General features: G+C 72.4%; 14 protein-coding genes. 4 read left to right on the forward strand and 10 right to left on the reverse strand.

Annotated features, from left to right (window positions below):
• Nucleotides 1-519 precede the first annotated feature (519 nt).
• Nucleotides 520-2,685 carry a glycogen debranching protein GlgX gene (gene glgX / locus OG520_RS08550; protein WP_406012770.1) on the forward strand — a complete coding sequence of 722 codons (2,166 nt, stop codon included), beginning with the start codon at nucleotides 520-522 and terminating at the stop codon, nucleotides 2,683-2,685.
• 89 nt (nucleotides 2,686-2,774) lie between these two features.
• Nucleotides 2,775-5,171, forward strand: a complete 2,397-nt coding sequence (gene treY / locus OG520_RS08555; protein ID WP_406012771.1) for a malto-oligosyltrehalose synthase — start codon at nucleotides 2,775-2,777, stop codon at nucleotides 5,169-5,171.
• Here the strand turns inward: treY and OG520_RS08560 are convergent.
• Both OG520_RS08560 and OG520_RS08565 read right to left on the reverse strand, forming a co-directional pair.
• On the reverse strand, nucleotides 5,131-6,273 hold the full coding sequence (locus OG520_RS08560) for a cytochrome P450 (RefSeq protein WP_406012772.1): 1,143 nt from the start codon (nucleotides 6,271-6,273) through the stop codon (nucleotides 5,131-5,133). The two genes, treY and OG520_RS08560, sit on opposite strands and share 41 nt — an antisense overlap.
• A 249-nt stretch (nucleotides 6,274-6,522) precedes the next feature.
• On the reverse strand, nucleotides 6,523-7,089 hold the full coding sequence (locus OG520_RS08565; protein ID WP_399329049.1) for a DUF1707 and FHA domain-containing protein: 567 nt from the start codon (nucleotides 7,087-7,089) through the stop codon (nucleotides 6,523-6,525).
• Between the two features lie 234 nt (nucleotides 7,090-7,323).
• Between OG520_RS08565 and OG520_RS08570 the strand changes: the two genes are divergently transcribed.
• The gene (locus OG520_RS08570) at nucleotides 7,324-8,277 is read left to right on the forward strand and encodes a GNAT family N-acetyltransferase (protein WP_406012773.1); all 954 of its coding nucleotides are present in this window, start codon (nucleotides 7,324-7,326) and stop codon (nucleotides 8,275-8,277) included.
• A gap of 459 nt (nucleotides 8,278-8,736) precedes the next feature.
• On the opposite strand, the gene OG520_RS08575 is transcribed toward OG520_RS08570, so the two are convergent.
• Nucleotides 8,737-10,122: a GH1 family beta-glucosidase gene (locus OG520_RS08575; RefSeq protein WP_406012774.1), complete on the reverse strand. Its 1,386-nt coding sequence runs from the start codon at nucleotides 10,120-10,122 to the stop codon at nucleotides 8,737-8,739.
• Between the two features lie 169 nt (nucleotides 10,123-10,291).
• On the opposite strand from OG520_RS08575, the gene treZ reads away from it, so the two are divergent.
• Complete coding sequence (treZ, locus tag OG520_RS08580; protein WP_406012775.1) at nucleotides 10,292-12,100, forward strand: malto-oligosyltrehalose trehalohydrolase; 1,809 nt, start codon at nucleotides 10,292-10,294, stop codon at nucleotides 12,098-12,100.
• 39 nt (nucleotides 12,101-12,139) lie between these two features.
• Here the strand turns inward: treZ and OG520_RS08585 are convergent, their stop codons facing one another.
• The 7 genes from OG520_RS08585 to OG520_RS08615 form a co-directional block, all read right to left on the reverse strand.
• On the reverse strand, nucleotides 12,140-13,267 hold the full coding sequence (locus tag OG520_RS08585; RefSeq protein ID WP_406012776.1) for a M24 family metallopeptidase: 1,128 nt from the start codon (nucleotides 13,265-13,267) through the stop codon (nucleotides 12,140-12,142).
• A gap of 71 nt (nucleotides 13,268-13,338) precedes the next feature.
• A complete protein-coding gene (locus OG520_RS08590; protein ID WP_406012777.1) occupies nucleotides 13,339-14,007 on the reverse strand; it encodes a nucleoside/nucleotide kinase family protein in 669 nt (222 codons plus the stop codon).
• A 103-nt stretch (nucleotides 14,008-14,110) separates the two neighbouring features.
• Nucleotides 14,111-14,743: an isochorismatase family protein gene (locus tag OG520_RS08595; protein ID WP_406012778.1), complete on the reverse strand. Its 633-nt coding sequence runs from the start codon at nucleotides 14,741-14,743 to the stop codon at nucleotides 14,111-14,113.
• A gap of 341 nt (nucleotides 14,744-15,084) precedes the next feature.
• Entirely contained in the window at nucleotides 15,085-15,282 is a 198-nt protein-coding gene (locus OG520_RS08600; protein WP_406012779.1) for a hypothetical protein, read from the reverse strand.
• Nucleotides 15,283-15,488: 206 nt separating this feature from the next.
• Nucleotides 15,489-15,884 (reverse strand): hypothetical protein, encoded by a 396-nt coding sequence (locus OG520_RS08605; RefSeq protein WP_399329041.1) that lies wholly within the window; start codon nucleotides 15,882-15,884, stop codon nucleotides 15,489-15,491.
• A gap of 77 nt (nucleotides 15,885-15,961) precedes the next feature.
• Nucleotides 15,962-16,621 carry a LuxR C-terminal-related transcriptional regulator gene (locus OG520_RS08610; protein WP_406012780.1) on the reverse strand — a complete coding sequence of 220 codons (660 nt, stop codon included), beginning with the start codon at nucleotides 16,619-16,621 and terminating at the stop codon, nucleotides 15,962-15,964.
• A complete protein-coding gene (locus OG520_RS08615) occupies nucleotides 16,609-17,916 on the reverse strand; it encodes a sensor histidine kinase (RefSeq protein ID WP_406012781.1) in 1,308 nt (435 codons plus the stop codon). The genes OG520_RS08610 and OG520_RS08615 overlap by 13 nt, the downstream gene beginning before the upstream one ends.
• Nucleotides 17,917-18,017: the final 101 nt, after the last annotated feature.

Raw genomic sequence — 18,017 nt, forward strand, 5'->3', positions numbered from 1 at the left:
TCGTCAACTCCCCTATGGCTCAGGCATGTTCCCGGCGGCAAGATCTGCCGTAGTGAGGGGATTCATAGTGATTAGGCACCCCGTCCGGGGCCCTGTACCGGGCGAGGGCCTGGGCCGGGGGTCCCGATCCCGGTTCCGGGCGACACGGAGAGGCCCGATGTTGACCGGACCGCGTGCCGTGCCGGTCGGTCTTGGACCGACCGGCAATTGGGGGGTGGGAGAAGGAGCGGGTCCGGGTGCGTGCGGCTGCGAGGCGGAGGATTGAGGCAGATGGGGTCTCCCCTGCTCGAACGCAGCTGAGAGCTTGGGGAAGGAGCCATGGTGATTGACGACAACGCCGCAGACGCGCGTACCCAGACCCGCGACGCCGCCCCCCAATTGCCGGTCGGTCTTAGGTAGCCGCACCTCTTTCGGGGAAGATCTGGCTCCAGGGCCCGTCCGGCGGATCAGGGCCGGACAGGGTCCAGGGCGTGTCCGCAAGCTCCAGGCACCCGGATCAGAAGTGGAAGAGTCGAGCCTATGCAGGTCTGGCCGGGACAGGCGTATCCCCTCGGCGCCACGTACGACGGCGCCGGGACCAACTTCGCGGTCTTCTCGGAGGCCGCCAGACGAATCGAGTTGTGCCTGCTGCACGACGACGGTTCCGAGACGGCGGTGGAGCTCAGGGAGACCGACGCCTTCGTCCGCCATGCCTATCTGCCCGGGGTGATGCCCGGTCAGCGGTACGGATTCCGGGTCCACGGGCCGTACGAACCGGAGCGCGGCGCCCGCTGCAATTCGGCCAAACTGCTGCTCGACCCGTACGCCCGCGCCGTCGCCGGGCAGATCCGGTGGGGCGAGGCGGTGTACGGCTATCCGTTCGGCCGGCCCGACGCGCGCAACGATCTCGATTCGGCGCCGCACACCATGACCTCGGTCGTGGTCAACCCGTACTTCGACTGGGGCGACGACCGGCGGCCCCGTACGGACTACCACCGCACGGTGATCTACGAGGCCCATGTGAAGGGCCTGACGATGCTCCACCCGGGGCTGCCGAAGGAGCTGCGCGGCACCTACGCGGGGCTGGCCCATCCGGAGGTGATCGCCCATCTGACGGAACTGGGTGTCACGGCCATCGAACTGATGCCGGTCCACCAGTTCGTCCAGGACCACCGACTGGCCGACGCGGGGCTGGCCAATTACTGGGGCTACAACACCATCGGCTTCTTCGCCCCGCACAACGCCTACGCCTCCTGGGGCGACCGCGGCGAGCAGGTGCTGGAGTTCAAGCAGGCCGTACGGGCCCTGCACCAGGCCGGCATCGAGGTGATCCTCGACGTGGTCTACAACCACACCGCGGAGGGCAACCACCTGGGTCCGACGCTCTCCTTCCGGGGCCTGGACAATGCCTCGTACTACCGGCTCGCGGACGACCAGCGGTACTACATGGACACCACGGGGACCGGGAACTCCCTGCTGATGCGGTCGCCGCACGTGCTCCAGCTGATCATGGACTCGCTGCGGTACTGGGTCACGGACATGCATGTGGACGGCTTCCGCTTCGATCTGGCGGCCACCCTGGCCCGGCAGTTCCACGAGGTGGACCGGCTGTCCTCGTTCTTCGACCTGGTGCAGCAGGATCCGGTGGTCAGCCAGGTGAAGCTGATCGCCGAGCCGTGGGACGTGGGCGAGGGCGGCTACCAGGTGGGGAACTTCCCGCCGCTGTGGACCGAGTGGAACGGCAAGTACCGGGACACCGTGCGGGACCTGTGGCGGGGCGAGCCGCGGACCCTGGCCGAGTTCGCGGGGCGGCTGACCGGGTCGTCGGACCTGTACCAGGACGACGGACGGCGTCCGCTCGCCTCGATCAACTTCACCACCTGCCACGACGGATTCACGCTGCACGACCTGGTCTCGTACAACGACAAGCACAACGAGGCGAACGGCGAGGGCAACCGGGACGGCGAGAGCCACAACCGGTCCTGGAACTGCGGGGTGGAGGGGGAGACCGACGAGCCGGAGGTCCTCGATCTGCGGACGCGGCAGATGAGGAACTTCATCGCCACGCTGATGCTGTCGCAGGGCGTGCCGATGCTGAGCCACGGCGACGAGTTCGCGCGCACCCAGCGGGGCAACAACAACGCGTACTGCCAGGACAGCGAGTTGTCATGGGTGCACTGGCCGGATCCGGCCGAGGCCCCGGAGGACGAAGCGGACGAGGCCGCACCGGACGGGGCGAACGGTCCGGGCAGCAGTCTGCTGGAGTTCACCCGGGCAATGGTCTGGCTCCGTCGCGACCACCCGGTCTTCCGGCGCCGCCGGTTCTTCCACGGCCGTCCGGTCGAGGGCACGCACGACGAGCTCTCGGACATCGCGTGGTTCACGCCCGAGGGCAGTGAGATGACGCAGCGGGACTGGCAGGCCGCGCACGCCAAGGCACTGACGGTCTTCCTCAACGGACACGCGATCTCGGAGCCGGGGCCGCGCGGCGAGCGGATCTCCGACGACTCGTTCCTGCTGATGTTCAACGCGAGCGCCGAGACGCTGGAGTTCTCCGTTCCGGTGAATCACGGCCGGCAGTGGCTGGTGGTGGTCGACACGGCACGCCCGGTCGGAGTCCTGCCCGGCTCGGGGCCGAAGGTGGCGGGAGGCGATCGGGTGACGCTGGTCGGGCGCAGCATGGCGGTGCTCCAGCGGCCCGCGTAGGGCGTGTCCGGCCACCGGGGACACCGCCGGTCGAGCCCTTTGCGGCGTTCCGTGACACAGAAGCCGCCGGGCTGGGTACGAACGTCCGCATGACGCCCACCGCCACCTACCGGCTCCAGCTCCAGCCGGACTTCCCGTTCGAGGCCGCCGGACACGCCGTGCCGTATCTCGCGGCGCTCGGCGTCTCCCACCTCCATCTGTCCCCGGTCCTCGAAGCCGTGCCCGGCTCCCGGCACGGCTACGACGTCGTCGACCACGGCCGGGTCCGTGGTGAGCTCGGCGGTGAGGACGGGCTGCGGGAGCTGGCCCGTACGGCGCGTGAGCACGGCCTCGGGCTGATCGTGGACATCGTGCCGAACCACATGGCCGCCGTCCCCCGCCACAACCGCGCGCTGTGGGAGGTGCTGCGCGAGGGCCCCGGGTCCCCGTACGCCCGCTGGTTCGACATCGACTGGGCGGCGGGCGGCGGCAAGGTGCTGCTGCCGGTGCTCGGCGGACGGATCGGCGAGGAGATCCGCGGGCTGCGGGCGGACGGGGACGTGCTGCGCTACGGCGAACAGGAATTCCCGCTGCGGACCGGCACCGCCGGTCTGCCGCTGCCCGAGCTGCTGGATGCCCAGCACTACCGGCTCGGCTGGTGGCGGCTGGCCCGTACCGAGCTGAACTACCGGCGGTTCTTCACGATCTCGGAGCTCATCGGGGTGCGGGTGGAGGACCCCGAGGTCTTCGCCGCCACCCACGGCAAGATCCTCGAACTGGTCCGGGACGGTGTCGTCGACGGACTGCGCATCGATCACCCCGACGGGCTGGCCGACCCGGCGGCCTACCTGGAACGGCTCTCGGCGGCGGCCGACGGGCGGTGGACGGTGGTGGAGAAGATCCTCACCGGCGGCGAGACGCTGCCCGCGGACTGGGCCGTCGCGGGGACGACCGGGTACGACGCACTGCACCGCGTCGACGGGCTGTTCGTCGACCCGATGGGCGCCGCGGAGCTGGTCGGCCGCTACCGGGAGTACGCGGGACCCGCCGGTGACCGCGGCGGTTACTGGACGGCGACCGTCCGCCGGGCCGCGTACCGGGTGGTGACGCATGAACTGGCCGCCGAGACCGAGCTGCTGACCCGGCTCGCCGTACGGATCTGCGCCGACGACCCCGCGCTGCGCGATCACGCCCCGTGGACGCTGCACGCCGCCGTGCGCGAACTGCTCGTGCGGGTACCCGTCTACCGCCCGTACGCGACGGCCGGCGGGCCCCGCACACGGACGGCCGACGAGACGCTGCCGGACGCGGTCGTACGGGACGCGAAGGCGATGTTCGCCGTGGCGGAGGAGGCGTCGGCCGTCGATGTGGTCCGGGAGCTGGCGCTGGGGCGGCTGGGAGAGGGGCCCGACCGGGCCGCGTTCTGTGCCCGGTTCGCCCAGACCGCTTCCGCACTGCGCGCCAAGTCCGTCGAGGACACCGCGTTCTACCGGTACGTGCCGCTGATCTCGGCGAACGAGGTGGGCGGCGATCCCGGGCAGCCCGCGGTGACGCCCGAGGAGTTCCATGCGTTCTGTGCCCGGCTGGCCCGCGACTGGCCGGCCACCGGCACGGCGCTGACCACCCATGACACCAAGCGGAGCGCCGATCTGCGGGCCCGGGTCGCGGTGCTGACGGAGTGCCCGGAATCGTGGTCCGGACTGCTGACGGAGCTGGAGCGGATGACCCCGGCCACCGCTCCCGACGCTCAGCTCGCCTGGCAGGCCTGGCAGACGGCCGTGGGCTGCGCGAAGCTGCCGGGCGGCGAGATGGCGGGCCGGCTGGAGCCGGCACTGCTGAAGGCGGTCCGCGAGGCCGGGCTCTTCACCAGCTGGACCGAATCCGATCCGGCGTACGAGCGGGCGGTGACGGACTTCGTCGCGGCCGGGCCGGCCGCCGGCTCCGGTCCGGTGCGCGAGACGCTGGAGCGGTTCGCGAACACGCTCGACCCGTACGTGCGGGCCAATGTGCTGGGTGCGGCGCTGGTGCAGCTGACGATGCCCGGTGTGCCGGATCTGTACCAGGGCACGGAGCGGGAGTACGTGGCGCTGGTCGACCCGGACAACCGGCGGCCGTTCCGCGCGCCGTCCGGGGACGGGGCCCGCGGCGAGAAGGGCGAGCTCACGGCGACCGCCCTGCGGCTGCGGCGCGAACGGCCCGGGGTGTTCGGCGAGTCCGGTACGTACGCCCCGCTGGGCGCGCACGGGCCGGCGGCCGCGCACTGTCTGGCGTTCTGCCGCTCCGGCGAGGTGGTCACCGCCGTGACCAGGCTGTCGCTGCGGCTGGCGGAGTCGGGCGGCTGGCACGACACGGAGCTGGCGCTGCCGGACGACGGGCCGTGGACCGATCTGCTGACACCCGGCCGCGAGTTCGCCGGGGGCCCGGTCGCGCTCGCCGAGCTCTTCGCCGGGCGGCCGGTGGCGCTGCTCAGCCGGGCCGGACGAGGAGGGCCCGCGGACCGCGGGTGAGCAGCCCGGTGCCGGCCGGGCGGAATCCGTCCGCCCAGCGGAGCCGGGGCATCGCGTCGAGCAGCGCGCGCAGGCCCTGCCCTGCCTCCAGCCGGCCGAGCAGCACGGCCGGGCAGGACACGGGGCCGGTGAGGGACCGGCCCTGGTCGCGGCGGAAGGGGTCGAAGAGGTCGGGTGCGGCGAACCGTTCCGGATCGCGGCCGGCCGAACCGATCAGACAGGCGACGTCCGCCCCGGCGGGCAGTGTGCCGCCGCTGAGGGTGACCTCGGCGACGGTGCGGCGCAGCACGACCTGGACCGGCGGGTCGCGGCGCAGCGACTCGGTCCAGGCCCGGTCGGCCAGGGCGGGTGCGGTGCGCAGGGCGGCGAGGAGGTCGGGGGCGTCCAGCACATTGGCGAGGAAGGAGGCGAGCGCGGTCTCGCGGAGGCCGGTGTGCCGGGTGCAGGGTGTGGCAGTGGCGGCTGTCGCACCTGTTGCACCTGTCGCGGTGCGGGACAGCCGGACGCCGTACGGTCGGGCACTCGCGCCGGGGGCGGCGCCGACGGGCAGCCAACGGCAGAACTCCGCGACGAGGTCGGCCTGTTGGCGGCCTTCGAGCCGGCGCGCCAGCACGTACGCGGTCCGCTCGATCCGCGCGACCATGTGACGTGGTACCGATCCGGCATCCGGCATGTGACAGGGCATCGGGCCGGCGTCCGGCATGTGACGTGGCACTGATTCGGCATCCGGCACGTGACATGGCATCGCCCCGGCGAGCGCGGTCGTGTGGTGCCGGCGGGGTGCGCAGTGGGGGCTGCCGTGGCAGAGGCCGAGCGGGGCGGGGCCGCCACGGGGCGCGGCGTCGTGCGGGAGGCCGGTGAACCGGGGGTCGGTGAGCGCCGTGGCCACGTCCGCGTACCGGCTGACCAGCCAGGAGCCCAGGGGCGCGTCGTAGCAGAGCGGGTACTCCTCGCGCAGGACGCGGTAGAGCCGGTACGGGTCGTGCGCCGCGCCGGGCGCGAGCAGGCTGGGGCCGGTGCTCGGGCGGGGGCCGCGCGCCGGCCTGCCGGCCCGACGGCCGAGGTCCGGTGCGGGTATGCCTTCCGGCGCGTCGGCCTGCATCGGTACCCCCGGAGCTCAGGGCGCCGGTGTGCGGCGCTGCTTCCCACCAGGGGACCACCGGCGGGGGCGTCGCGCAGTCGGCGTACGGCCGTCCGGGTGACGGCGGTACGCCCGGTCGGGGGTCTCAGTCCGTCGGCGTCCGGGCTCTCCGAAGCGGTCGGCGAAGCCTTTCTCACCCTCGGCGGACACGGGCTGCACCAGCGGTCCTGAGCCGGCCGGCTCGCAGCCGGGCGGCCGAGGCCGGGGTCCTCAGTCGGGCGGCCCGAGGACGGGCGCGGAGAGCCGGAAGCTCATCCGTCCGAAGCTCACCTGGTCCCCGTCGCGGACCGGGACCGTGCCGGTGACCCGCTGGCCGTTGACACAGGTGCCGTTGGTCGAGCCGAGGTCGCGCAGCAGCCAGCAGCCGCTCCGCACGGTGAGCTCCGCGTGGAGCCGGGAGACGGTCTCGTGGTTGAGCCGCAGGCCGTTTCCGGGATCGCGGCCGATCAGCAGGGGGTTCGGGCTCGGGGTGGGGAGCAGGAGCTTCGGGAGCCGTTCGGTCTGCCAGGCCCGGCGCACCCGGCCGGGAAATCCGGACATCCCGCCCACCACCCGGAGTATCCGCCGTGACCAGCGGTCCTCGCCCTCCAGGTCGGCGGTGAGCGCGTCCAGTTCCTCGGAACGCCGGGCGGTGAGGGCCAGTTCCATGCGTCGCATGAAGGTGTCGTGGGACAGTCTGCCCTGTGCCGCACCGTCTCTGAGCACGCCGAGCACACGATCGCGCTGGGCGTCGGACAGCCGCACGGGATACGTGTGGGACTCGAAGGAGGACGTCACACGGCCAATTGTCGGTCCGACCGCCCCGGAGTGTCCAGAACGGGCCCGTGTCCCGCCCCTCGACCTGCGCGGAACACACTCCGCGAACGCCTTCGCGGACAGCGCTGCGGACACCCCCGCGGAACCCTGCCGCGCATATCCCCGCGCACGGCCGTGGCGACGTTGCTACTGTCTCCCGCCGCGGGCCGCCCGGGATTCACCGGATGGCTCTTCCGCGCATCCCGAGGAGCTCGTGTGACCCTTGCACCACAGGAACTGACCATCCGTCCGCTCGCCGGCCCGCACGAGCTCGGGCTCTTCCGCCGGCTGTCGTACACCCTCGATCACGAGCTCGCCGACGACCTGGAGAGCGGGCGCCGTCGCCCCGAGTGGATGTGGGTGGCGATGCGCGGCGAGCACGTGGTGGCGCGGATCGCGTGGTGGAGCCGGACCGGAGAGGCGCCGCTGCTCCTGGACTTCTTCGACCTGGACGACACCCTGCCCGAGCCCGAACGCGGCGAGGCGGGCCTGAAGTTGCTGGAGACGGCGACGGCGGCGGTCGTGCCCGCCGGCGCCCCGCGGCCCGAGTACGGACGCTTCGTACCGGCCGACTGGCGCGAGGACCCGGCCGCCCGCGATGCCGTCGAGGCCCGGATCCGGGTCATGGAACGCTCCGGTGCGCGGCTGCTGGTCGAGCGGCTCCGTCTGGAGTGGCGTGCGGGTACGCCGGTTCCCGCCGACAGCGGCCGGCTCCGGTTCCGCCCGGTCGGCGACCGTGAGGATCTCCTCGCGCTGATGACACCGGTGATGGAGGGGACCCTCGACGCCCACGGGCAGGCCGACCTGGCGTCCGGGCTCGGTGCCCGCGAGGCCGCCGAGAAGCATTACGACGAGGAGCTGGCCGGGTACGGGACACCGCGCGAGTGGTGGCGCGTCGCCGAGCTCCCGGACGGTGAACCGGTCGGGTTCGTGATCCCGGCACGCAACGACTACAACCCGATCATCGCCTACATCGGTGTGCTGCCCGCCCGGCGCGGCCACGGCTACATCGACGACATCCTCGCCGAGGGCACCAGGGTCCTGGCCGCGCAGGACGGCGTGGAACGGATCCGGGCCGCCACCGACCTCGGCAACGTACCGATGGCCGAGTCCTTCGCGCGCCTCGGGTATGTGAACTTCGAGCGCTCCTTCGACATGGTCTGGGACTGATCCGGCCCACCGGCAGGGCGGTTGCGCCGGCCGCTCCCCGGTGAGTCCGGAGGCGGGTTCCGCCAGCCATTCCAGGCGGAGTTGCTGCGCGGCGGGGATCGTCGCGTCCTCGCCGCGCGGCCTCGCGTCGAGCAGCGGATTGCCGCCTCCGGCCGCCGTTTCCCGTACCAGCGTTTCCAGCGTCTCGCGGCCGAGGTACGCCTCGGGCGGGGAGTTGCGGTTGCAGCCGAAGCCGTGGTCGATGCCGCGGGTGATCTCGTACGGGTCGGGGCCGCTGCAGTAGCCCCTCGGCTCGGCGTACGAGGTCCAGCCGGGCGGCGAGCGGCGGCCGGTCTGCGGGAGTTCATCCGCGGGGACGTACGGCGGGGCCCGGCCCGGCACGGAGGCGGGCGTCCAGTGCACAAAGATCCCCAGTCCGGCCCGGGACCACCATGAAGCAACCATGCCGCGAAGTACGGATCACGCCGGAGACCCTCCGTCAGGCCGGTGTCCCGGACCGCCCGCCTTCTGTGTGCGGATCAGGTCGCGGTACCAGGCGTAGGAGTCCTTGGGCGTCCGGCGCAGTGTCTCGTAGTCGATGTGGACCAGGCCGAAGCGCTTGCTGGTGCCCTCGGTCCATTCGACGTTGTCGGTGAGCGACCAGGTGAAGTAGCCGCGTACGTCGACACCCGCGTCGATGGCCGTACGCAGGGCCCGCAGATGTCCTTCGAGGTACGCGATCCGGCGGGTGTCCTCGGCGGGCTCGTCGACGGCGCAGCCGTTCTCGGTGATGTAGAGCGGCGGGAGCCGGTCGCCGAAGCGGTTGTGGAGCTGGACGAGGGTCTCGCGCAGGCCGTCGGGGACGACGGGCCAGCCGAAGTCGGTCTTCTCGTAACCCTCTATCTCGCGGATGCCGAAGGGGAGTTCGGCGGGCATCCGGAATCCGGAGAAGGTCTCCTGGGCGTCGGCGTCGGGGGCGCCGACGAGGGTGGGGTTGTAGTAGTTGACCCCGTACCAGTCGAGCGGGGTGGAGATGGTCGACAGGTCGTCCTCGACCGGGCCCGGCATCAGCGCGGCGAAGTTCTCGTCGGGGTAGCGGCCGGTGAGGACCGGGTCGGCGAACAGCCAGTTGGTGATCGTGTCGTACAGCTCCGCGCCCAGGCGGTCCTCGTCGCGGTCCCCGGCGGTCCAGACGGGGGTGTGCGAGACGGCGATGCCGATGTTGTCCGCGCCCGCGCCGCGCAGCGCGCGCACGGCCAGGCCGTGGGCGAGGAGTTGGTGGTGGGCGGCGGGCAGGGCGTCGAAGAGGAGGGCGCGGCCGGGCGCGTGCTCGCCGAGGGCGTAGCCGAGCATCGTGACTTCGGCCGGTTCGTTGATGGTGATCCACATCGGTACGCGGTCGGCGAGGCGCTCGGCGACGATGCCCGCGTACTCGGCGAAGCGGTAGGCGGTGTCCCGGTTGAGCCAGCCGCCCTCCTCGTCCAGCGGCAGCGGGGTGTCCCAGTGGTAGAGGGTGGGGGCCGGGGTGATGCCGTGGGCGCAGAGTTCGTCGACGAGGCGGTCGTAGAAGTCGAGCCCCTGCGGGTTGACCGGTCCGCTGCCGCCGGGCACCACGCGCGGCCAGCTGACGGAGAACCGGAAGGCGTCGGCGCCGAGGCCGGCCAGCAGGGCGACGTCCTCGCGGTAGTGCTGGTGGAAGCCGGTTCCGCGGGTGGTGTCGGTGCCGTCCTTGATCCGTCCGGGCTGCGCGGCGAAGGCGTCCCAGCCGGAGGGGCCCTTGCCGTCGGTGTCGGCCGCCCCCTCGGTCTGGAAGGCGGACGCGGAAGCTCCCCAGAGGAAACCGGGCGGGAACGACGGCACAGTCATCTCGGCCTCCACAGCCGTAAGAGGGAGTGCGTATTGAGCGGAACCTGGCGGGGCAATGATCAGAACCAGACCTTAATCGTCAGTAGCGGGCTCGATCCAGTGTCGTGGGCCGGTGATCGCGGCTGTTGCCGACGATGGGGCACGGGGGCGAGGAGACGAGGAGCGTTGCATGCTGTTCGAGGTATGGGCACCGGATGCGGACTCGGTCGGGCTGCGGCTGTCGGGTGAGCTGCGGGCGATGGGACGTGATCCCGGGCGGGACGGCTGGTGGACGGCCGAGGCGGAGGCCTCGGACGGGGACCGCTACGGCTTCGTCCTGGGCGGGGACGGGAGCGGGAGCGGCGGGGACGGGAGCGGCGGGGACGGCGCTGACCCGCGGGTGCTCCCCGATCCGCGTTCGCGCCGTCAGCCGGACGGGCCGGACGGCGAGAGCGCCGTCGTCGACCACTCGTTGTTCGAATGGCGCAGCGACTGGGCGGGCCGGGGGCTTCCGGGCGCCGTCCTGTACGAGCTGCACATCGGTACGTACACCGCCGAGGGCACCTTCGACGCCGCGGCCGCCCGGCTGGAGCACCTCGCCGAGCTCGGCGTCACCCATGTGTCGCTGATGCCGGTCTGCCCGTTCCCCGGCACCCACGGATGGGGGTACGAGGGGGTGTCGCTCTGGGCCGTGCACGAGCCGTACGGCGGACCGGAGGGGTTCAAGCGCTTTGTCGACACGGCGCACGGTCTCGGGCTCGCGGTCCTTCTGGACGTGGTCCACAATCACCTCGGCCCGTCCGGCAATCACCTCCCGGCCTTCGGCCCGTACCTCACCGCGACCCATCACACGCCGTGGGGCGCGGCGGTCAATCTCGACGCCCCCGGTTCGGACGAGGTGCGGGCGTTCCTGCTGGGCAGCGCGCTCGCCTGGCTGCGGGACTACCGGCTCGACGGGCTGCGGCTCGACGCGGTCCACGCCCTGGCCGACGGCCGGGCGCTGACCTTCCTGGAGGAGCTGTCCACGGCGGCCGACGCGCTCGCGGCCGAACTGGGCCGGCCGCTCCCGCTGATCGCCGAGTCCGACCTCTGCGATCCGCGGACCACGGCCCCGCGCGAATCGGGCGGCCTCGGCCTGCACGCCCAGTGGAACGACGACTTCCACCACGCCCTGCACACCGCGCTCACCGGGGAGTCCCAGGGCTACTACGCGGACTTCGCCGCGGCTCCGCTGGCCGCCGTCGCCAAGACCGTGACGAGCGCGTTCTTCCACAACGGCACGTACTCCAGCTTCCGGGGCCGTACCCACGGCCGCCCCGTCGACATCGCCCGCACGCCCGCCCACCGCTTCGTCGGCTACGCCCAGACCCACGACCAGATCGGCAACCGGGCCCTGGGCGACCGGCTCTCCGCCACGCTCTCCCCCGGCCTGCTGGCCTGCGCCGCGGCTCTCGTCCTGACCGGGCCCTTCACGCCGATGCTGTTCATGGGCGAGGAGTGGGGCGCGCGCACCCCCTGGCAGTTCTTCACCGACCACACCGATCCGGCGCTCGCCGAGGCGGTCCGCAACGGCCGGCGGCGGGAGTTCGCGGCGCACGGCTGGGCGGCGGACGACATTCCGGACCCGCAGGCCCCGGCCACCCGCAACCGTTCCTGTCTGGACTGGAGCGAGCCGTCGCAGGAGCCGCACGCCCGCCTGCACGCCTGGTACCGCGAGCTGATCGCACTGCGCCACGCCCTGCCCGACCTCCGCGACCCGGACCTGGCGTCGGTGCGCACCGCCCACGACGAACAGGCCCGCTGGCTGGCGTACCGCAGGGGCGATCTGCGGATCGCGGTCAACCTCGGCGAGAAGCCGGCCACGATCCCGCTGGGCGGCGGCCGGCGCCGGGGCGACGGGAACCGGGTGGTGGCGGCGTGGGAGCCGGTGGAGGCCCCGGGCGGCGACGGGCTGCTGCACCTGCCGCCGGAGTCGTGCGTGGTGCTGGCCGACGGCTGAGGGGCGCGGCGGGGCCGGTCCGCCGCGCCCCGCGTCCGGCTATTCGACGATCGCCAGCTCGCGCGCGGTGGTGTTGAGGCGTCGGCCGCCGTCCTCGGTCACGGTCACGATGTCCTCGATCCGCACACCGAACCGGCCCGGCAGATAGATGCCCGGCTCCACCGAGAAGCACATCCCGGGCACCAGCGGCTGCTCCTCGCCCTCGATCATGTACGGCGGTTCGTGGGTGGTGACACCGATGCCGTGGCCGGTGCGGTGGATGAAGCGTTCGCCGTAGCCGAACTCGGTGATGACCGCGCGGGCCGCACGGTCGATCTCCTGGCAGGCGACGCCCGGCCGGACCGCGTTGCAGCCCGCCTCCTGCGCCTCCCGCACGATGTCGTGGACCCGCTGCTCCTCGGCGGTGGGTTCGCCGACATGGACCGTACGGGAGGTGTCCGAGCCGTAGCCGTGCTTGAGGCCGCCGAAGTCGAGCACGACCATGTCGCCCCGCTCGATGGTGCGGTCACCGGCCTCGTGGTGCGGATTGGCACCGTTGGGGCCGGAGCCGACGACCGTGAAGTCGACCTGGGAGTGACCGAACCGCTTGAGCAGCTCGGCCAGTTCGGCGGCGATGTCGGTCTCCTTGCGGCCGGAGAAGCGCACCTTGAGGATCTCGCCGTACGTGGCGTCGGCGGCGGCTCCGGCGGCCGCGAGCCGCTCCAGCTCATGGGCGTCCTTCACCGCGCGCAGCATCGGCAGGGCCTCGGTGAGCGAGACGTACGAGGTGCCCGGCAGTGTGCGTTGCAGCCCGAGCAGATGCATCGCCCAGGCGTTGTCGCTGATCCCGAACCGGCCCGCGCCGTCGAGCAGCGGGGCGGTGACGGCGTAGGGGTCCTTGCCGTCGGTCCAGTCCCGGAGGGTGAGGGCCGGGGCGCCGACGGCCTTCTCGGCGTCCGGGGCCTCCATCGTCGGGACGACGAGGACCGGGTCCTGACCGGCCGTGAGGACGAGGACGGTGAGGCGTTCGGTGTTCACGGGCTGGTAGCCGGTGAGGTAGACGAGATCGGGTCCGGGCGCGACCAGGACGCCCGCGAGTCCGGCCTCGGCGGCGGTGTCGGCCGCACGCCTCATGCGGGCCCGGTAGTCGTCGGCGGTGAACGGTACGGGCTGGTTCTGGCTGGACATGCGGGACCTCCTGGCGACGCGACACGGCACACAGCATCCTGCCCGTCCGCGCCGGTCGACGCGAGTGGGGCTCAGGTTTCCGGATTCGGACGTACGACGAGGTCGGCACCGTCCCGGCCGCGCTCGACCAGGCGCGCGTTGGCCTCGTCGGACCGCATCACCCAGCGCTCGGCGTACGGCCGCGGCTTCCCGAACCGCACATGCCGCTCGACGAGCCGCCGTACCCGCAGGGCCGGATCGGTGTCCAGGAACCACACCTCGTCGAGCAGCCCGCGGACGGGGGCCCAGGGGCCTTCGTCGTGCAGCAGGTAATTGCCCTCGGTGATGACCAGCGGGATGTCCGGGGGGACGGGGACGGCCCCGGCGATCGGCTCCTCAAGGGCGCGGTCGAAGGCGGGGGCGTACACGGTGGTTCCCGCTTCCGGTGTGCGCAGGCGTCCGAGCAGGGCCGCGTATCCGGCGGCGTCGAAGGTGTCGGGGGCACCCTTGCGCGCGGCGCGGCCGAGCCGTTCCAGTTCGGCCTGGGCCAGGTGGAAGCCGTCCATGGGGACGAGGACGGCGAGGCCGTCGAGCGCGTCGGCGAGCCGGGCCGCCAGGGTGGACTTGCCGGCCCCGGGCGGCCCCGCGATGCCGAGGATGCGACGGTGCCCGGGGACGGCGAGGCGGCGGGCGCGGGCCGTCGTCCCGGCAGGATCGCTGTCGGCGGTGGGATCGCTGGTGGTGGGGTCGCTCATGTCCATGCGGGGCATTGTCCCGCCGCGTCGTGCCCGGCCGGGCGGCCCGCCGGGTCTCCGGACGACCGGAACCACGGAGGCATCCGCCCGATCGTCGGCGCCACGGTGGTCAGACCTCCCCCAGCAGCAGGTCGGTGGTGGTGACGGCGGCGCATGTGCCGGCCGCCCAGCGCAGCGCCATCTCGTGGTCCTCGCGCGAGAAGTCGGCCACGGCGTCGGCGACCAGGAAGGTCTGGATGTCGTGCGTCCAGGCGTCGCAGGCGCTCATCAGGACTCCGATGTGTGCGTACACGCCCACGACGATCAGCTGATCGCGGCCGAGGTCCCGCATCTGTCCGAGCAGACGGGTCCGGGCGAAGGCGCTGTACTTCCGCTTGGTGAGCAGCGTGTCACCGACCTGTGGTTCCAGCGGTGCCGGAATCGCCTGCGCGTGCGCGTCGTAGGGGAGACCCGGGCCCCAGAAGTCCTGTTGCAGTCCGCGCTGCGCGGGCGACTGGCCGCCGGGCAGCGCGGAGTAGACGACGGGAACACCGGCCCGGCGCGCCCGTGTGGTCAACCGCTCGATGTTCACGAGGAGTTCGGTGAGCGGCGAGGCGTCGTCGGTGTAGGCGCCGAGGAAGTGGTTCTGCAGATCGTGCACCAGCAGCAGGGCGCGTTCCGGGTCCGGGACCCACGGGACACGATTCGTGGGCAGTTCGTCCGCGGTGGGCATGGGGTACGGGGCGATGGCGGGGAGTGCCATGGTGGGCGGCCTTTCAGTGGTACCGGTGTGAGGTGGGCACTTCGGGGCGGTGCGGGCGGAACGCTTCGGGGCGGTGCTGCGGGGCGCGGAGGCGACGGCGCGGAGATCGCTTCTGTTGATCCTGCCGATTCCGGTCTGCGGGAAGGTGCCGACGAAATCGACGCGGTCGGGGACCTCGCAGTCGGCCGGGCCGCGTTCGCGCAGGGATTCCTTGACGGCGGCCGGTCTCGGCGGCTCGGCGCCGGCTCGCAGGACGACGTGGGCCCAGGTCCGTTCGCCGAGGTACGTGTCGGTTCGGGCCCGGGTCGGCGTCGGTCAGCTCCGCGACGGGTGCGGGTCAATCACGGCCTCGCGGGCAGTTCGAAGGAGGTCACGCGGTACGCGGCTCCGTGGCGACGGGGGTCCGAGAGGGTCCGGTCCGCCGCCGGCCGGGCCACCGCCGTGGCGGCTCCGGCACCGACGGCGCCGCCGGCGAGCGGTGCCGCACAGAGCACAAGTGCGGGACGCCGTCGGACGGTTCCCCTGCTGTTGTCTCGCATGTCCACTCCCTGAACGCATACGGAGGCAAGCCGAATGCGACCTCGACCCATTCGCCCCTTAGGTAAGGCTAACTTAAGTTGACATTCGGAGTCCATGGCTGAGCCCGCCTGCGGCCGTACGTTGCCGGAGGCAGGCGCAACAGTGATTCGGACGGGATCCGGACGGGATCCGGCCCGGGGTCCCTACGGCTCCCCGGCCCCGCGGATCACTCCGGCTCTCCCCGGACCAGCCTGATCCGCTTCGCGAACTCGCGGAAACCACCCGGGGAGCGGCGCATCACGTCGCGGTACTCGCATGCCTCGAAGTCCAGGGAATCGAGGTCGACTTCACGGGAAACGGGATCGACCGCGCGAGGGCACAGGAAGGAGAAGAGCCACACATGGGCATACGCGTCACGTTCCGGCAGCGCGTCCCAGTCGCTTCCGCACGCATCGGCCAGCGCGTTGACGCAGAAGGCCAGGGCCCGGTGCTCGCTCCCGTTCCACTCCTCGCGGAGCCAGCTCTGGAAGTTGGCCTTCGCTCTCTCGACATCCTGTGCGCTGTGCTCGCCCCTGAGAATCCTTCTCACGATCACGGCCTGCGGCTCAGGCATGCTCACCATGACGCCCATGGTCCCGGCGTTCCGCGACCGGAACAAGAGGGCCTGCCGGCGCCGGCCCTCCCCACCACCGCTCCGCGTCAGCGCGTCCCCTTGCCCTCCAGGTACGCCAGCACCGCCAGCACCCGTCGGTGCACCGTGCCGTCGTCGGGTTCCAGGCCGAGCTTGGCGAAGATCGAGCCGATGTGCTTGCTCACCGCCCGTTCCGTCACGACGAGTTCGGCGGCGATGGTGCCGTTCGCCTTGCCCTGCGCCATCAGTTCCAGCACCTCGCGTTCGCGCGGGGTGAGGCTCTGCAGCGGTTCGGCGGACGACTTGCGGGTCAGCAGCTGGGTCACGACCTCGGGGTCGAGCGCCGTGCCGCCGCCCACCACCCGGTCCAGTGCCTGGAGGAACTGGTCGACCCGGCCGATCCGGTCCTTCAGGAGGTAGCCGATGCCCTGGGCGCCCTGGGCGAGCAGCTCGGCGGCGTATGTCTCCTCCACATACTGCGAGAGCACCAGGATCGGCAGCTCGGGCAGCTCCGTACGGGCGGCTAGCGCGGCGCGCAGCCCCTCGTCGCGGAAGGTGGGCGGGAGCCGCACGTCGAGCACGGCGGCGTCCGGGCGGTGTTCCAGCAGGGCGGGCAGCACCTCGGGCCCGGTCGACGCGGCGGCCACCACCTCGTGGCCCGAGCTGGTGAGCAGCAGGATCAGCCCCTCCCGCAACAGCGCGTTGTCCTCGGCGATCACGATCCGCACGGCAGCTCCACTTCGATGTCCGTCGGCCCCCCGATGGGGCTGCTGATGCGGGTGGTGCCGTCCAGGGCGGCGATCCGCCGCCTGATGCCGACCAGCCCGCTGCCGGACCCACCCCGGTCCGTGGCCTGCGTGGGCCGGGGGCTCGGGCGACCGCCGCCGGTGGAGGGCTTCTCCGAGGTTCCGTACCGTTCGCCCGCGCCGCCGTGCCCATTGTCGCTGATGGTCACCCGCAGGGTGCCGGGGGTACGTTCGATGCGGACGGTGGCGGCTGTCGCAGCGCTGTGCTTGCTGATGTTGGTGAGGGCCTCGGCGATGACGAAGTAGGCGGCGGCCTCGATCGCGGCCGGAAGCCGTCGGCCGTCCTCGACGCCGTCCAGCTCCGCGGTGACGGGCACGCCCGCATCGGCGGCCAACGCCCGTACCGCGCCAGCCAGTCCGCGGTCCGTCAGCACCGGCGGATGGATGCCGCGCACCACGTGCCGCAGTTCGGCGAGAGCCGCCTCCGCGCCGTCCTGCGCCTCGTCCAGACGGATGCGCGCGGCGCCCGGGTCGCTGTCCAGGAGTTGTCTGGCGAGGCCGATGCGCAACGACAGGGCGACGATCCTGGCCTGGGCTCCGTCGTGCAGATCACGTTCGATGCGCCGCAGTTCGGCGCCGTGTGCCTCGACCGCACCGGCCCGGCTCTCGGTCAGCTGGGCGATCCGTTCGGCGAGCGCGGTCGACGGCGACGAGGTGAGCAGCGACCGCGTCCATCCGGCCGACAGGTCCGCGAGTACGCCGTGCCAGCGCAGCACCCACCCCTGCCGCTCGGGCAACGGGGTGCCGTACTCGTCGGCGGCCCGCCGGTCCAGCAGATGCACGACCGGCAGCGCGACCCCGTCCACCAGGAGTCCGACCGGCCACAGCACCATCGCGAGGTAGCCGAGGGCATTGCCCATGAGCGCCTGGAGGGGCAGCCAGAGCGCGTCGCGCCAGACCGTCGGATCGGCGAGCACCCGCCGGACCCGCTCGGAGAGTTCGGCGCTGTCCAGCGACGGATACTGCGTCGGGATGAACGGAACACCCAGCCGCGCCGCGGCCCTGCGCCGCTCGGACTCCGCGAACCGGCGCAGCACCTTGGCGGCCTCCGGCAGCGCGGGCAGCCCGATGAGCACGGTGGCGAACAGCAGGACCGCCACCACCAGGAACGCGCTCACATACGCGAGCAGCGCGACCGCGATGCCGACGGCCAGATAGCGCGACGCGTCCCACGAACGCCGGATGGCGGCCGTCAGCGGGGCGGGAGTGGTGCTCATGACGCAGAACGTTACGGGGCTTCGTCCGTCGCCGGAGTGGGGCCCTCCCCCGGGCCGGGGTGGAGCCGGCTGCACCCCCGTTCCGGGACCGCGCACCCTCG

Origin of the sequence: Streptomyces sp. NBC_00984 (assembly GCF_045162475.1) — a bacterium.
In the GTDB taxonomy this organism is placed as follows: domain Bacteria; phylum Actinomycetota; class Actinomycetes; order Streptomycetales; family Streptomycetaceae; genus Streptomyces.

Coding starts and splice junctions, on each gene's coding strand:
- OG520_RS08560 (WP_406012772.1), bottom strand. CDS start 6,273: ATGCAGGCCGACGCGCCGGAAGGCATACCCGCACCGGACCTCGGCCGT.
- treZ (WP_406012775.1), top strand. CDS start 10,292: ATGCTGTTCGAGGTATGGGCACCGGATGCGGACTCGGTCGGGCTGCGG.
- OG520_RS08615 (WP_406012781.1), bottom strand. CDS start 17,916: ATGAGCACCACTCCCGCCCCGCTGACGGCCGCCATCCGGCGTTCGTGG.
- OG520_RS08600 (WP_406012779.1), bottom strand. CDS start 15,282: ATGCGAGACAACAGCAGGGGAACCGTCCGACGGCGTCCCGCACTTGTG.
- OG520_RS08605 (WP_399329041.1), bottom strand. CDS start 15,884: ATGGTGAGCATGCCTGAGCCGCAGGCCGTGATCGTGAGAAGGATTCTC.
- OG520_RS08590 (WP_406012777.1), bottom strand. CDS start 14,007: ATGGACATGAGCGACCCCACCACCAGCGATCCCACCGCCGACAGCGAT.
- treY (WP_406012771.1), top strand. CDS start 2,775: ATGACGCCCACCGCCACCTACCGGCTCCAGCTCCAGCCGGACTTCCCG.
- glgX (WP_406012770.1), top strand. CDS start 520: ATGCAGGTCTGGCCGGGACAGGCGTATCCCCTCGGCGCCACGTACGAC.
- OG520_RS08585 (WP_406012776.1), bottom strand. CDS start 13,267: ATGTCCAGCCAGAACCAGCCCGTACCGTTCACCGCCGACGACTACCGG.
- OG520_RS08575 (WP_406012774.1), bottom strand. CDS start 10,122: ATGACTGTGCCGTCGTTCCCGCCCGGTTTCCTCTGGGGAGCTTCCGCG.
- OG520_RS08595 (WP_406012778.1), bottom strand. CDS start 14,743: ATGGCACTCCCCGCCATCGCCCCGTACCCCATGCCCACCGCGGACGAA.